Annotated in this window: 12 protein-coding genes; 3 read left to right on the top strand and 9 right to left on the bottom strand. The window is 70.8% G+C overall.

Annotated elements, in window-relative coordinates:
• Window positions 1–15 precede the first annotated feature (15 nt).
• The 6 genes from DEU34_RS03770 to DEU34_RS03745 all read right to left on the bottom strand — a co-directional run bounded on the left by DEU34_RS03770 (window position 16) and on the right by DEU34_RS03745 (window position 6,554).
• Window positions 16–1,572: a polysaccharide deacetylase family protein gene (locus DEU34_RS03770; RefSeq protein ID WP_121148882.1), complete on the bottom strand. Its 1,557-nt coding sequence runs from the start codon at window positions 1,570–1,572 to the stop codon at window positions 16–18.
• Window positions 1,569–2,105: a hypothetical protein gene (locus tag DEU34_RS03765; RefSeq protein ID WP_121148881.1), complete on the bottom strand. Its 537-nt coding sequence runs from the start codon at window positions 2,103–2,105 to the stop codon at window positions 1,569–1,571. The genes DEU34_RS03770 and DEU34_RS03765 overlap by 4 nt, the downstream gene beginning before the upstream one ends.
• A 112-nt stretch (window positions 2,106–2,217) precedes the next feature.
• Entirely contained in the window at window positions 2,218–2,658 is a 441-nt protein-coding gene (locus tag DEU34_RS03760; RefSeq protein WP_121148880.1) for a nitroreductase family deazaflavin-dependent oxidoreductase, read from the bottom strand.
• 95 nt (window positions 2,659–2,753) lie between these two features.
• The gene (gene sucD / locus DEU34_RS03755) at window positions 2,754–3,656 is read right to left on the bottom strand and encodes a succinate--CoA ligase subunit alpha (protein WP_121148879.1); all 903 of its coding nucleotides are present in this window, start codon (window positions 3,654–3,656) and stop codon (window positions 2,754–2,756) included.
• A 46-nt stretch (window positions 3,657–3,702) separates the two neighbouring features.
• On the bottom strand, window positions 3,703–4,866 hold the full coding sequence (gene sucC / locus DEU34_RS03750; protein WP_116645954.1) for an ADP-forming succinate--CoA ligase subunit beta: 1,164 nt from the start codon (window positions 4,864–4,866) through the stop codon (window positions 3,703–3,705).
• 158 nt (window positions 4,867–5,024) lie between these two features.
• Window positions 5,025–6,554 (bottom strand): FAD-dependent oxidoreductase, encoded by a 1,530-nt coding sequence (locus tag DEU34_RS03745; protein WP_121148878.1) that lies wholly within the window; start codon window positions 6,552–6,554, stop codon window positions 5,025–5,027.
• 112 nt (window positions 6,555–6,666) lie between these two features.
• Between DEU34_RS03745 and DEU34_RS03740 the strand changes: the two genes are divergently transcribed.
• The 3 genes from DEU34_RS03740 to DEU34_RS03730 are packed head-to-tail and all read left to right on the top strand — an operon-like array spanning window position 6,667 to window position 10,181.
• Window positions 6,667–7,905 carry an acyl-CoA dehydrogenase family protein gene (locus DEU34_RS03740; RefSeq protein WP_121148877.1) on the top strand — a complete coding sequence of 413 codons (1,239 nt, stop codon included), beginning with the start codon at window positions 6,667–6,669 and terminating at the stop codon, window positions 7,903–7,905.
• 52 nt (window positions 7,906–7,957) lie between these two features.
• On the top strand, window positions 7,958–9,133 hold the full coding sequence (locus tag DEU34_RS03735) for an AI-2E family transporter (RefSeq protein ID WP_121148876.1): 1,176 nt from the start codon (window positions 7,958–7,960) through the stop codon (window positions 9,131–9,133).
• Window positions 9,134–9,137: 4 nt separating this feature from the next.
• Window positions 9,138–10,181, top strand: coding sequence for an ATP-dependent DNA ligase (locus DEU34_RS03730; RefSeq protein WP_259460014.1), 1,044 nt, complete (start codon window positions 9,138–9,140; stop codon window positions 10,179–10,181).
• On the opposite strand, the gene DEU34_RS03725 is transcribed toward DEU34_RS03730, so the two are convergent.
• The 3 genes from DEU34_RS03725 to DEU34_RS03715 form a co-directional block, all read right to left on the bottom strand.
• Window positions 10,154–10,558 (bottom strand): LPXTG cell wall anchor domain-containing protein, encoded by a 405-nt coding sequence (locus tag DEU34_RS03725; RefSeq protein ID WP_121148874.1) that lies wholly within the window; start codon window positions 10,556–10,558, stop codon window positions 10,154–10,156. The two genes, DEU34_RS03730 and DEU34_RS03725, sit on opposite strands and share 28 nt — an antisense overlap.
• A 157-nt stretch (window positions 10,559–10,715) precedes the next feature.
• Window positions 10,716–11,744, bottom strand: coding sequence for a non-homologous end-joining DNA ligase (ligD, locus tag DEU34_RS03720; protein ID WP_121148873.1), 1,029 nt, complete (start codon window positions 11,742–11,744; stop codon window positions 10,716–10,718).
• A gap of 58 nt (window positions 11,745–11,802) precedes the next feature.
• Window positions 11,803–12,825, bottom strand: a complete 1,023-nt coding sequence (locus DEU34_RS03715; RefSeq protein WP_121148872.1) for an SseB family protein — start codon at window positions 12,823–12,825, stop codon at window positions 11,803–11,805.
• Between the last annotated feature and the right edge of the window lie 220 nt (window positions 12,826–13,045).

The raw sequence follows: 13,045 nt of genomic DNA, 5'->3' as shown, positions 1-13,045 counted from the left end.
GGGACACGCGCAGGCTCAGCGGCCGCTGCGCCAGGCGCCCGACGCGGGTGCCTGGCCGCCGAACAGCTGCGCGACGGTGACGAGGCTGAAGCCCCGGTCGCGCAGCCCGTCGTAGACCGCGCCGGCGGTGCGGGCGGTGTTCGGCTGGATGTCGTGCTGCAGCACGATCGATCCGGGTCGGGGCTGCTCGACGGCACGGCCGATCAGCACGTCGTCGGCGATCCCCTGCCAGTCGAACGTGTCGACGTCCCAGAGGATCGCAGGAAGGCCCGACCCCGAGACGATCTCGGCGGTGTACTCGCCGTACGGCGGACGGAACATGGTGACCCGCTCCCCCGTCTGCTTCTCGATCGCCCCGGTGGCATCGCGGATCTGTCGTAGTGCCGCGTCGAGAGGGATGTCGGGGAGGTGCGGGTGGTTCCAGGTGTGGTTCTCGGCGAGGTGCCCCTCCGCCACCATGCGGCGCAGAACGTCGCCGTAGCGCGACGACTTGTCGCCCATCGTGAAGAACGTCGCGGCCGCCCGGCGTGAGGCGAGCTCGTCGAGGATGCCGGGAGTGAAGTCACTGGGTCCATCGTCGTAGGTGAGCGCCACGCACGGGAAGAGGTCGCAGTCGATCGGGGCGCTCCCGGCGGGCAGCGCGACGGGGCTCTCGAAAGCGGCGCCCGACTGCCCGGCCGCGACGAGCGCGGCGCCCAGCGGGGTGACCAGAGTCGCGGCGGTCGCCGCGGGCACCTCGATCACGAGAGCCGACTCGGTCGGCGGCACGTCGAGCGCCGCCAGCTCGGGAGCGGTGAAACCGGGCGCGAGCGTGAAGACGAGCGAGCCGCCCGCGCCGGGGACGGTCGTCCCGAGAGCGGGGGCGAACCCCGCCAGACCCGCCTCGTCGGCGGGCGCGGCCGTCGCGAGGCTGAGCGCACCCGCCTCGCGCCGCAACAACTCCACGATCTCGCCGTGAAGACGCCCGGATGCTTCGGGATTCCAGAGGTCGGCGGCGGAGCCCACCGTACCGCTGGCGACGTCGGCGTAGACGATGGTCGTCACGTCGGACGCCACGCCGCCCGGGCCGCCGTCGACGACCCTCACACGCTCGCCGAGGACGGGTCCGGTCGCGGCGACGATGTCGCAGACGACGGCGATGCCCGTTCCGCCCACCGGCCCCAGTGCGGGATCGGCCAGCACGTCGGCAGCGCTTCTCAGCGTGCCCCCGCGCACGCATCCGCGGTCGCCGAGTCCGGCGCCGAGGGGGAACACCTCGGGCGCATAGGTCTCGCCGATCGCCGCGGCACGGCCCAGGGCGGCATCGCGGACCAGGCCCACCACCCGTTCGTCGAACGCCCCGGAGCCGGGGAGCAGCGAGAACCGGGCATGGACGCCGACGGTGTCGTTGCGCAGGCGTTCGCCGCTGAGCGCGCCGACGCTCGCCGGGTCGATCGGCTCGGGCGGTGTCGTGATGCGGATGTCGTGCTCCTCCCAGCCGGGTGGTGTCCACTGCGGGTCGCTCGCGACGGCGCAGCCGCTCAGGAGCAGTGCGGTCACCGCGACGACGGCGACGAAACGGCGCCGCCTCATGATCCCACCCGCACGCTCTCGATCAGATCGGCGATGACGGGCCGGTAGGGGGCGAGATCCTCCCTCGCTCCGGTCGCCACCATCCGCACGCTCGGCCCCGCCGTCCCTCGCCCGACCGCGACGACGAGCGCGTCGTCGGTCTGCGCGTGCGCGGCGTCCAGGCCCGAGGCGAGCCGCTCCACGACCGTCCCGCCTGGGCCCGTCGCGTCACCGGGGTCGACCGTCGGTCGCGCGGCGTCGACCGAGATGGTGAAGGTCACGGCCAGCCCGCCGTCGGGCGAACGGAGGACGAGTTCACTCTCGCTGCCCCCCGCCCGCTGCGACGCCCAGCCGGCGGGGACGACGACCGTCGCACTGGTGTGCGCGTCGACGATCGTCTGCGGGTGCGCCTCGTCGAAGACCTCGGTGAAGAGGTTGGGAAGCACGCGGGGTGCCAGGTACGCCCCGAGCAGCAGAACGGCGACGACGACGAGAAGGACCGCGCCGATGCCGATCGCCACCGATCGCGCACGTCGGGCCTGCTGTGCGGTCATGCCGACTCCCCCGATCCGCCGCTCCACCCGTGGAGCAGGGAGATTCTAGGGTCGGCCGGTGACCGATCGGTGCAGCGACGCCCGTCTGCGCGTCACCCGCGCCGGCGCTCGATCACCCGTCGACGGGCTCGAGCACGAACACCGCGATCCGGCGGTCGGTCTTCGCCTGGTAGGCGTCGTAATCGGGCCAGACCGCGGTGGCCCGCGTCCACCAATCCACGTACTCGTCGCCCTCGGCCTCGTGAGCGATGTAGTCGCGTGTCACGGCGCCGTCCTGAAGCTCGACGTGCGCGTTCTTGACGAGGTTCCAATACCAGGCGGGCGCCTTCGGTGCGCCGCCCTGAGAGGCGACGACGGCGTAGCGGCCGTCGTGCTCGACGCGCATGAGAGCGGTCTTGCGGAGCGCCCCCGACTTCGCACCCACGGTCGTCAGCACGATGATCGGCACGCCGCGCAGCTCGGCGGCCTCCGCACCCCCGGTGGCCTCGAAGGTCTCGGCCTGGTTGCGGGCCCACTCGGACGTGCTGGGCAGATACTCCCCGGAAAGCGGCATGCGTCCCACCCTATGCCGCGACGACAAGGGGGCGGATGCGGCGACCGCGGCGCGTGAGCGCCGGTGTCGAAGCATCCGCCCCCTCGGGTGCGTGCTTACAGTGCGGCGATGATCTCGCGCATGAGCGTCGCGGTCTCGCTGGGCGTCTTGCCGACCTTGACCCCGGCGGCCTCGAGGGCCTCCTTCTTGGCCTGGGCGGTGCCCGCCGAGCCCGAGACGATGGCGCCGGCGTGGCCCATCGTCTTGCCCTCGGGTGCGGTGAAACCGGCGACGTAGCCCACGACGGGCTTGGTCACGTTGGCCTTGATGAAGTCGGCCGCGCGCTCTTCGGCGTCGCCGCCGATCTCGCCGATCATCACGATGGCCTTGGTCTCGGGGTCGGCCTCGAACGCGGCGAGCGCGTCGATGTGCGTCGTGCCGATGATCGGGTCGCCCCCGATGCCGATGGCGGTCGAGAAGCCGAGGTCGCGCAGCTCGAACATCATCTGGTAGGTCAGGGTGCCCGACTTCGAGACGAGGCCGATGGGGCCCTTCCCCGTGATGTTGGCGGGGGTGATCCCCACGAGCGCCTCACCGGGCGTGATGATGCCCGGGCAGTTCGGACCGATGATGCGCGTGGTCTCGCCCTTCGACTTCGCGTAGGCCCACGCCTCGGCGCTGTCGCCGACGGGCACGCCCTCGGTGATGACGACCAGCAGCGGGATCTCGGCGTCGATGGCCTCGATCATGGCGTCCTTCGTGAACGCCGGCGGCACGAACGCGATCGACACGTCGGCGCCGGTCGCGGCGATCGCCTCGGCGACCGAGGCGAACACGGGCAGCTCGACGTCGTTGCCGTCCTTGTCCTTGTGCGCGACGACGGTGCCCGCCTTACGAGCATTGACACCGCCGACGACCTGGGTGCCGGCCTTCAGCATGAGCGCGGTGTGCTTGGTGCCCTCGCCGCCGGTGATGCCCTGGACGATGACCTTGGAGTCCTTGTTGAGGTAGATCGACATTTCTTATGTCCTTCGAATCAGTCGCTGAGCTTGTCGAAGCGTCGGGTCAGGCGTTCGCCAGCTCGGCGGCCTTGTCGGCACCCTCGTCCATACCGGCGGCGAGGGTCACGAGCGGGTGGTTGGCGGCGGCGAGGATCGCGCGACCCTCTTCGACCTGATTGCCGTCGAGGCGCACGACGAGCGGCTTGGAAGCGGTGTCGCCGAGGATCTCGAGCGCCTTCACGATGCCGTCGGCGACCGCGACGCACGAGGTGATGCCGCCGAAGACGTTGACGAACACGCTCTTGACCTGCTCGTCGCCGAGGATGACGTCGAGCCCGGCCGCCATGATCGTGGCCGAGGCCCCGCCGCCGATGTCGAGGAAGTTGGCGGGCTTGACGCCGCCGTGCTTCTCGCCGGCGTACGCGACCACGTCGAGGGTCGACATGACCAGGCCCGCGCCGTTGCCGATGATGCCGACCTGGCCGTCGAGCTTGACGTAGTTGAGGTCGTGGGCCTTGGCCTTGGCCTCGAGCGGGTCGGCGGCGTCCTTGTCCTCGAGCTCTTCGTGCTCGGGGTGGCGGAAACCGGCGTTCTCGTCGAGCGAGACCTTGCCGTCGAGGGCGATGACGTCGCCCTCCTCCGAGAGGATCAGCGGGTTCACCTCGACCAGCGTGGCGTCTTCGCCGGTGTAGACGGCGTAGAGCTTCACGAAGACGTCGGCGACCTTGGGAGCCAGCTCGTCGTCGAAACCGCCGGCCTTGGCGATCTCGAGGGCCTTCTCGGGGGTGATCCCCTCGATCGGGTCGACCTCGATGCGCGCGAGCGCCTCGGGCTTCTCGACGGCGAGCTGCTCGATCTCCATACCGCCCTCGACGCTCGCGAGGCTCAGGTACGAGCGGTTCGCGCGGTCGAGCAGCACGGAGAAGTAGAACTCCTGGGCGATGCGGGCGCCCGCGGCCACCATCACGCGCTTGACGACGTGGCCCTTGATGTCGAGGCCGAGGATGGCCTGTGCCGCCTCGAACGCCTCGTCGGGGGTCTTGGCGACCTTGACGCCGCCGGCCTTTCCGCGGCCGCCGGTCTTGACCTGAGCCTTGACGACGACGACGCCGCCGAGCTTCTCAGCCGCGGCTCTCACTTCTTCGGGGGTATCGGCGATGATGCCGGCAAGCACCGGCACCTCGTACTTTTCGAACAGATCGCGTGCCTGGTACTCGTACAGATCCACGGAGAATCCTTCGCTGGACGATGGGACGGGGGAGCCGGAAACATCTTGATGTCGAGATATATCGACCAGTCCCCCACCCTACTATCCCGACCCTGGAGGCCCGAATCCGCGGCCTCCTGCGAGCGCGCGACGGACGGACGTCCTGGTCGCGGGCCCCGTCAGGCGTGCGCCCCGCCGTCCAGGCGGCGCAGGTCGGCGACCGCCGGACCCTCGATGCGGGTGCCGTCCGCGGCGAACCGGGAGGCGTGCAACGGGCAGTCCCACGTGCACTCGAGATCGTTCCACGACAGAACTCCGCCCAGATGCGGGCAGACGGCGTCGACGGCCCGGGTGACGCCGCCGGTCGTCGAGATCCCGACGGGCCTGCCGGAGCGCTGCGCGACGACCCCGCCGCCCTCGGCCGGGCGCGGCACGGGTACGGCTGTCGACTCGGCCGCCGCCCAGCCCCGAGCGGCCTCGCGAGCGACCGACACGTTCTCGACCGCACCCTGCGCGAGGTCGGCCGGCACCGTCAGCCGCGTGCCGATCACGGTCATCCATCGCGGCCGATCGCGCAGCTTCTCGCCGCGGAGCTCCGACACGAGGCGCATCGCCGCCGCCGGGCCGTTCGTCAGCCCCCATTTCGCGTACCCCGTCGCGAAGCTCACCCGCCCGAGTGTGCGCGGAAGCGTGCCGACGAACGGCACGAGGTTGTGCGATCGGTAGTCCTGCGCCGACCACCGGTGGGTCTCCTCACCGATCGGGAGGTGCTGCCGCGCCCAGGCGACCAGTTCGTCCATGAGGGCGAGCGCCGAGTCCTCGCGGCCGACGGGGTGACCCGCTCCGCCGACGATCAGTTGCGGAGCATCGACGGGTCCGTCCGCCTCGCGGACGACGCGTATCGAGCGCGAGGGGTCGTCGGTGGAGAGGTACATGCCGTCGAAGGCATCCCCCTCGAGCGCGAACGAGACGCACGACGATCGCAGCCCGCTGGTCTTGGCGAAGTAGAGACCGCGGTCCATGATCGGCGTCGCCGTCGCCAGCACCACGCGGTGCGCCGAGAGGTCCCCCGCATCCGTGTGCACCGTCGGCGTGCCCATCACGCTCACTCGCCGCACCGGGGTGCGGGTATGGAGGCGACCGCCCTCGGCGACGAAGGCCGCGGCGAGCGCGCGGGCGAAACGGGCCGGGTCCAGCGCGAGCTGGTCGTCGAGCGCGACGGCCCGAGCGACCGGGAACGGCACCTGCGCCATCTCGTCGACGCCCACGATGCGCGTCTCGACACCGGCCTCGGTGGCGGCGGCGTGCTCGTCGCCGACCGCGCGCACGCCACCGGCATCCTGCGCGTAGGTATAGGCCGTGCGTCGCGTCGCCGGGACGCCGAGTTCGCGTGCGGTGTCGGCCACCCATTCCGCGCCGCTGCGGTTGGCGTCCACGTAGGCACGGACGAGGCGGGCGGGATGGTGACGTCGCAGCTCGGAGAGGGTCGTTCCCTGAAGGAGCGAGACCTTGCCGGTGTTCGAGCCCGTGGCGAGTTCGGCGACGTCGCCCTTCTCGACGAGGGCGACGTCGAATCCCGACCTCACGAGCATCAGCGCGGTCGAGAGTCCGGTGATCCCGGCACCCACGACGACGACCTCGTGCGAGGCACCGGCTTCGATCGTCGTGCCGGTGACGGGCTCCAGCCCGTGCTTCCACAGTGAGGTCATGCGCGTCAGTCAACGCCCGCCGGCGACCGGGCGCAGGCGGCTTGACACGACACCTCGATGCGGTCGGGACAACCCGCCCGCATCGGGCGCTCGAGCGTCTAGCGTGGTTCGCATGAGCGACGCTGCTACTTCACACCTCCCCGGCGAGGCCGTCTCGCGCTACGACCTCACCGGCCGACGCGGCACCGACTATTACGCGGTCTTCGCCGACGTGTCCGATGCCGACCTCGACGCCTGGAAGAACGCGCAGACGCTCATCGACGAGGTCGGAACGCGGATGCAGGGCGCGTGGGATGCCGCGGAGTTCCCTATCGACCTCCTACCCCGCATGGGCGAGCTCGGCCTGTTCGCCGACGGCATCGACGACCCCGACCTCCCCGCGTCGTCGCCCCTCGCGGCGGGCCTGGTGAACATGGAGGTCTCGCGCGGCGACGGCTCGCTCGGCACCATCGTGGCCGTCCAGGGCGGACTCGCCCTGCGCACGCTCGCGCTCTACGGCTCACCCGAGCAGCGCGAGCGATGGCTGCAGCCCCTCTTCCGCGGAGACGTGCTCGGCGCCTTCGCACTCACCGAACCCGACCACGGATCGGACTCGGTCTCGCTCGAGACGGTCGCGCGGCGCGACGGCGACGCGTGGGTGCTGCGCGGCACGAAGAAGTGGATCGGCAACGGCGCCTCCGGCGGGGTCAGCTTCGTGTGGGCGCGCGTCGACGACCCGGACGCCGCCGAGCACGGCTCGGTGCGATGCTTCCTCGTCGAGCAGTCCCTCCCCGGTTACACCGGCACCGTCATTCCGGGCAAGGCGTCGCTCCGCGCGATCCATCAGGCGCACATCGCGCTCGACGACGTGCGGGTGCCGCTGAGCGCGGTGCTCCCCGGCACGAAGAGCTTCAAGGATGCGTCGACCGTGCTCTTCGCCACGCGCTCGGGCGTGGCGTGGTCGGCCCTCGGCCACGCGACCGCCTGCTACGAGGCCGCCCTGTCGTACGCGACGCAGCGCGTGCAGTTCGGCAAGCCGTTGGCGAAGTTCCAGCTCATCCAGGAGCGCCTGACACAGATGCTCGACGACCTCACCGGCATGCAGCTGTTCTGCCGCCGGTTGGCCGACCTCGAAGCATCCGGCGGTCTTCGGCCCACGCAGGCCTCGCTCGCGAAGTACCACAACACCCGCGCGGCCCGTCGGGTCGCATCGACGGCGCGCGACCTGCTCGGCGGCAACGGCATCCTGCTCGAGAACGGGGTGATACAGCACATGGCCGACATCGAGGCGATTCACACGTACGAGGGCACGGAGAGCGTGCAGGCGCTCCTGCTCGGACGCGACATCACCGGCATGAGCGCGTTCGTATAACGCACCGCCGCAACCCCGGGTGCCCACCGGAGCGACCGGCTACCTTCGGAGCATGAGCCTGTTCCGTCGCACGCCCGTGCACAAGGATGCCGTGGCATCCGCCATCGAGCACACCGAAGACACCCCGCCCCGCTCGCTGTGGGCCGACGCCTTCGGACGCCTCGCGCTGCGCAGCGTTCAGATCGTCGTGCTCGTCATCGTCGTCGGCGGTCTCATCTGGGGCATCCAGCAGGTGACGCTCGTCGTGATCCCCCTCATCCTCGCGCTGATCTTCGCCTCGGCGTTCGGTCCGTTCACGATGTGGATGCGGCGCAAGGGTGTGCCGTCGCTGATCGCGACGCTGCTCACCCTCCTGGCCGTCGTCGTAGTGCTGACGGGGCTGGGCTGGCTGGTCGTGCGCGCCGTCATAGACCAGTGGGACGACCTGTACTCACAGGCCCAAGACGGCTTCTCGCAGGCGCTCGACTGGTACCACACCCTGCCGTTCGCCATCTCTCCCGAGCAGATCGACAGCGCGATGTCGGCGATCACCGACTTCGTCACGAGCGCACAGTTCGGCACCGGAGCGCTGGCGGGCGTGAGCGCCATCGCCTCGTTCGCCACCGGATTCGTGCTGCTGATCGTGATCCTCTTTTTCTTCCTGAAGGACGGCCCCCGCATGTGGGAGTTCGTGCTGCGCCCCTTCCGCGGCGCCCACTACGACCGCGCGCGCCGCATCGGCGACAAGACGGTCACGGTGCTCGGCTCGTACGTGCGGGGCACCGCCTCGGTCGCAGCCGTCGACGCCATCGGCATCTACATCGGTCTGCTGATCCTTCAGGTGCCCCTGGCGCTCCCCCTCGCGGTGCTCGTCTTCCTCCTCGCGTTCATCCCGATCGTCGGTGCGGTATCGGCCGGCGTACTGGCAGCGCTCGTCGCACTGGTGGCGAACGGACCGGTCAACGCGCTCTTCGTCGTCGGGGTGGTCGTGCTCGTCAACCAGCTCGAGGGCAACTTCCTCCAGCCGGTGCTGATGGGTCGCACGATGAAGCTGCACTCGTTCGTCGTGCTGGTCGTGCTGGCCGGCGGCACCGCGATCGGCGGCATCCTCGGAACCCTGCTCGCCGTGCCGCTGACCGCCGTCGCCTGGGGCATCGTGTCGGTCTGGAACGGCGAGAACGAGCCGGCCGAGTGGGCCCGGCGAAAGAAGCGCCGGTCGCCCGTGCCGCTCTCCGGCGGCGAGGGGTGAGATCGTGCCCTACGACATCCCGGCACCGATGCTGGCGAAGTCCGTGCCCCAGGTGCCCGAGCAGGCCAAGGTCGACGGCGGCCTGAGCTACGAGCCCAAGTGGGACGGGTTCCGTGCTCTGGTCTCGTGGGACGGCACCGCGGTCGAAATAGGCAGCCGCGGAGCGAAGCCGCTCACCCGGTACTTCCCCGAGCTCGTCGAGGCCTTCACCCGTCTTCTCCCGGAGCCGTGCCTCATCGACGGCGAGATCGTCGTGGCCCGGGGCGAACCGGGAGCGCAGCGCCTGGACTGGGAGTCGCTGTCGCAGCGCATCCACCCCGCCGCCTCCCGCGTCGCGATGCTCGCCGAGGAGACGCCGGCGATGTTCATCGCGTTCGATCTGCTCGCGCGCGGCGAGCGCGACCTCCAGCCCGAGCCGTTCTCGGTGCGTCGCGCCGAACTCGTCGACCTGCTCGTAGGGCTCCCCCACCCGGTGCACGTGACGCGCACGTCGGACGACGCCGACGTCGCGCGGCGCTGGCTCGCGGAATTCGAGGGAGCGGGACTCGACGGCGTCATCGCGAAGCCGCTCGCCCAGCCGTACGCCCCGAGCAAGCGCGCCATGTTCAAGATCAAGCACGCCCGCACCGCAGACGTCGTCGCACTGGGGTACCGCATCCACAAGTCGGGTCGGGGCGTCGGTTCGCTCCTCGTCGGGCTCTACACCGCCGAGGGCACCCTCGTGGGGGTGGGCGGGGTGGCCGCGTGGAGCAACGAGCGACGATTGTCACTCATCGACGAGCTCGCGCCGTACGTGGAGCGCGACGACGCGGGAGACGCGATCACCGGAGAGACGGACCGTTCTCGCTTCTCGGCGTCGAAGGACGTGTCCTTCGTGCGACTGAGACCCGAACGAGTTCTGGAAGTCCGGTACGACCAGCTCGAGGGGTACCGTTTCCGTCACACGGTGCAGTTCGAGCGGTGGCGCGACGACCGCGACGCGCGGTCGTGCACCTACGAGCAGCTCGAGACGGTCTCGGCCTACGACCTGGGCGACGTGCTCGACTGACGCGAACGCGCCGCGCCGCGGATCGTGAGGCCGACCGCGGTGATCGCGCCGCCGGCGACCAGGAGCCAGAGCAGACCCTCGCCACCGGTCGCGGGGAGCTGACCCGATGCGCCGTTACCCGACGCGCCATTGCCCGAGGAGCCGTTGCCCGGCCCGGTCGTCGAGCTCGACGACGGCTGCGGCCACGGAGTCGGATCGACCGTCGCGGTGGGCGACGGGGTCGGAGTGGCGGTGCGCTCGGGGATCTCGACGACGAGGGTCAGCGATTCGCTGTCGACGGGTTCGGCTGATGCCACGCCCGCCGGGAGCAGCAGAGCCCCCGCGAGCACTGCCCCGGCGACGATGCCGACCGTTCTGCGTCCGTTCGACGTGCGCACCCTTGTTCTCCGATTCCCGGCCGCCCTTGGCCGTTCGACGCTGTCGGCGTTTTGTCGCCACTCCCCACGATATCGTGATCCGCGCGCGACATGCGACATCGTATCCGCGTACCCCGGTGGCGCCGGTCGGACGCCCCTCCCCGCGCACCTCGATCTCTCAGGCGGTATCGGGCTTACGGGCGCGCGACGGCTGCACACGGGGCGGTTCGCCCGGCATCTTGGGGAACTCGGGCGGGAACGGCAGCTCGCCGAGCCCGCCGGCGAGGTCGCGCTCCCACCACTGCAGCAGCACGTCGATCCGACCGCGCCTGTCGAGCATCCCCCGCCATGGATCGCCGACGTCGGCCAACCGCTGCGGCACGGTTCGCACGGTGAAGTCGTGCGGATCCACGCCGTCGAGCTCGTCCCACGTCAGCGGGGTGGAGACGGTCGCCGTCGGGAGCGCGCGCGGCGAGTAGGCGCCGGCCATCGTGCGGTCGCGGTTCGCCTGGTTGAAGTCGACGAAGATCCGCTCTCCTCGCTCCTCCTTCCACCAATTCGTCGTCACCCGATCGGGCATCCGCCGTTCGAGCTCGCGCGCCGCGGCGATCACCGCGTGCCGCACGTCGAGGAACTCGTGGGCCGGTTCGATGGGGCAGAAGACGTGCAGCCCGCGGTTCCCGCTGGTCTTGATCCAGGGTTCGAGGCCCGCCTCTCGCAGCACCTCGCGCAGCCCGTGGGCGGCGGCGACCGCCTCGGCGAACCCGGTGCCGGGCTGGGGATCGAGGTCGATCCGCAGCTCGACGGGGTGGTCTGTGTCGTCGGCGAGCGACGCCCACGGATGGAAGACAATGGTGTTCATCTGTGCGGCCCACACCGCCGACGCGATCTCGGTGAGCACGAGCTGCGGATGCCGGCGTCCGCTGTTGTAGGTGACGGTCACCGCTTGGACGTAGTCGGGCGCGCCCTTCGGCGGGTTCTTCGAGAAGAAGCTCTCCCCTTCGATGCCGTCGGGAAATCTCTCCAGCGACACGGGGCGACCGCCGTTGGCCGCGAGGAACGGCTCCGCCACGGCGACGAAGTACTCCGCCAGCTCGCGCTTGGTGATACCCGCCTCCGGCCAGAGCACGCGATCGGGGCTCGACAGACCCACCTCCCGCTCGCCATCAGGGCCCGGGACGGTGAGGGTGATGCGCGGAGACGCCATTGTTCGACACTAGGGCGGTGCGCCGCATCCGTCACCCCGCGAGCGTCGGACGGGTCGACTACGAGGACGCGTCGGTGAGCGGCGCGGCCAGCTCGGCGCGAGGCACGCGGATCCACGGTCCGCCCGGATCGACGACCACACCGGTGAGTCCCGCGTCGGCGGCGAGCGCTTTGCCGAGCTGATCGGCCGTCACCGGCAGGGCCTGGTCGCCGCGGCCGAGGCTGAGCACTTCGAGCGGGTGGGAGAACACCTCGAGGTACCGATCGCCGTCGGCCGTGCGCGATTCGGCGATGCCGACCGGACCACCCTCCTCGGTGCGGCGTACGGCGATCCACAGGGGCGCCTCGGCCAACGCGGCGGCGACCGCGGGCGCCGTCTCGTCGGTGCGGGGACCGGCGAGAAGCGTCTTGATGGTCAGCGTCGCGTGCGCCTCGTCGACAGCGCGCTGGAGGAGCGGCTTCGGCAGGACGGCCCGGGCAGGCCCCGACGACGGGTCGATGACGATGCCCTCGTAGGGCCCGTCGAGCACGTGGCGCAGCACCGTGAGAACCGGCTGCGCCATCGCGGAGGTGTCGGTGTCGCCGTCGGCTTTCACGCTGGCCTGGAGAGCCGTACCGGAGCTGTAGACGAGCACGTGCTGCTTCTCGCCTCGCCGGGTCACCGCGAGCGGCAGACCACGGCCTTCCGAGAGCAACGCGCGAGCATCGCCCTTGACCCGCAAATAAAGGTGCCCCTGCAGCAGCTGCCGCGCAACGTTCATGAGCGCGGTCGGTGTGGGCGGATCGGGCAGCGCGGCCAGCGCATCGCGGAGGAGCACGTTGTCGTACACGCCCGGGAGCGACTCGTTCGGCGCGGGAGCCTCCGCGGGCACCGCGCGAGCCCGGGGTCGCGTGTCGGGGACGGGCTCGGCGGGCGGGGACGCCCCCACACCCTGGAACGTGGAGAGAGAGATGCCGACCGACGCCGCGGGGTCGCTCACCGGCTCGACCGGCGGAGCCGTGACGTCGGTGGTGCCCGCCTCGGCCGGAGCCTCGGAGGCGGCCGGACGGTCGGAATTCTTTCGACGCGAGAAGAGAGCCATCCGTTTCAGCCTAACCCGAGGCCCAGTTCCCGCACGCGGCGAACCTCGCGCTCGCACGGGGACGGCCCCGCGTCTCCACGGACCGCAGTGACCCGGCTAGCATGTACACATGCGCACGCGAGCCCCGGCCGGCGAGCACGCGATGTCGGAACCCCACGCTTTACTGGGCGGAGAGGTCGTGCCCACCTCACCCAGCGATGACAGACGTCGAATGGCGAGA

The sequence above is a fragment of the Microbacterium sp. AG1240 genome (assembly GCF_003635115.1).
Classification (GTDB): Bacteria; Actinomycetota; Actinomycetes; order Actinomycetales; family Microbacteriaceae; genus Microbacterium.
This window is presented reverse-complemented; position numbering and strand designations above follow the sequence as displayed.

Excerpts from the sequence above, each read along its gene's own strand:
- sucD (WP_121148879.1), bottom strand. The coding sequence starts at position 3,656 with ATGTCGATCTACCTCAACAAGGACTCCAAGGTCATCGTCCAGGGCATC.
- DEU34_RS03735 (WP_121148876.1), top strand. The coding sequence starts at position 7,958 with ATGAGCCTGTTCCGTCGCACGCCCGTGCACAAGGATGCCGTGGCATCC.
- DEU34_RS03740 (WP_121148877.1), top strand. The coding sequence starts at position 6,667 with ATGAGCGACGCTGCTACTTCACACCTCCCCGGCGAGGCCGTCTCGCGC.
- DEU34_RS03765 (WP_121148881.1), bottom strand. The coding sequence starts at position 2,105 with ATGACCGCACAGCAGGCCCGACGTGCGCGATCGGTGGCGATCGGCATC.
- DEU34_RS03715 (WP_121148872.1), bottom strand. The coding sequence starts at position 12,825 with ATGGCTCTCTTCTCGCGTCGAAAGAATTCCGACCGTCCGGCCGCCTCC.
- DEU34_RS03770 (WP_121148882.1), bottom strand. The coding sequence starts at position 1,572 with ATGAGGCGGCGCCGTTTCGTCGCCGTCGTCGCGGTGACCGCACTGCTC.
- DEU34_RS03745 (WP_121148878.1), bottom strand. The coding sequence starts at position 6,554 with ATGACCTCACTGTGGAAGCACGGGCTGGAGCCCGTCACCGGCACGACG.
- ligD (WP_121148873.1), bottom strand. The coding sequence starts at position 11,744 with ATGGCGTCTCCGCGCATCACCCTCACCGTCCCGGGCCCTGATGGCGAG.
- DEU34_RS03760 (WP_121148880.1), bottom strand. The coding sequence starts at position 2,658 with ATGCCGCTTTCCGGGGAGTATCTGCCCAGCACGTCCGAGTGGGCCCGC.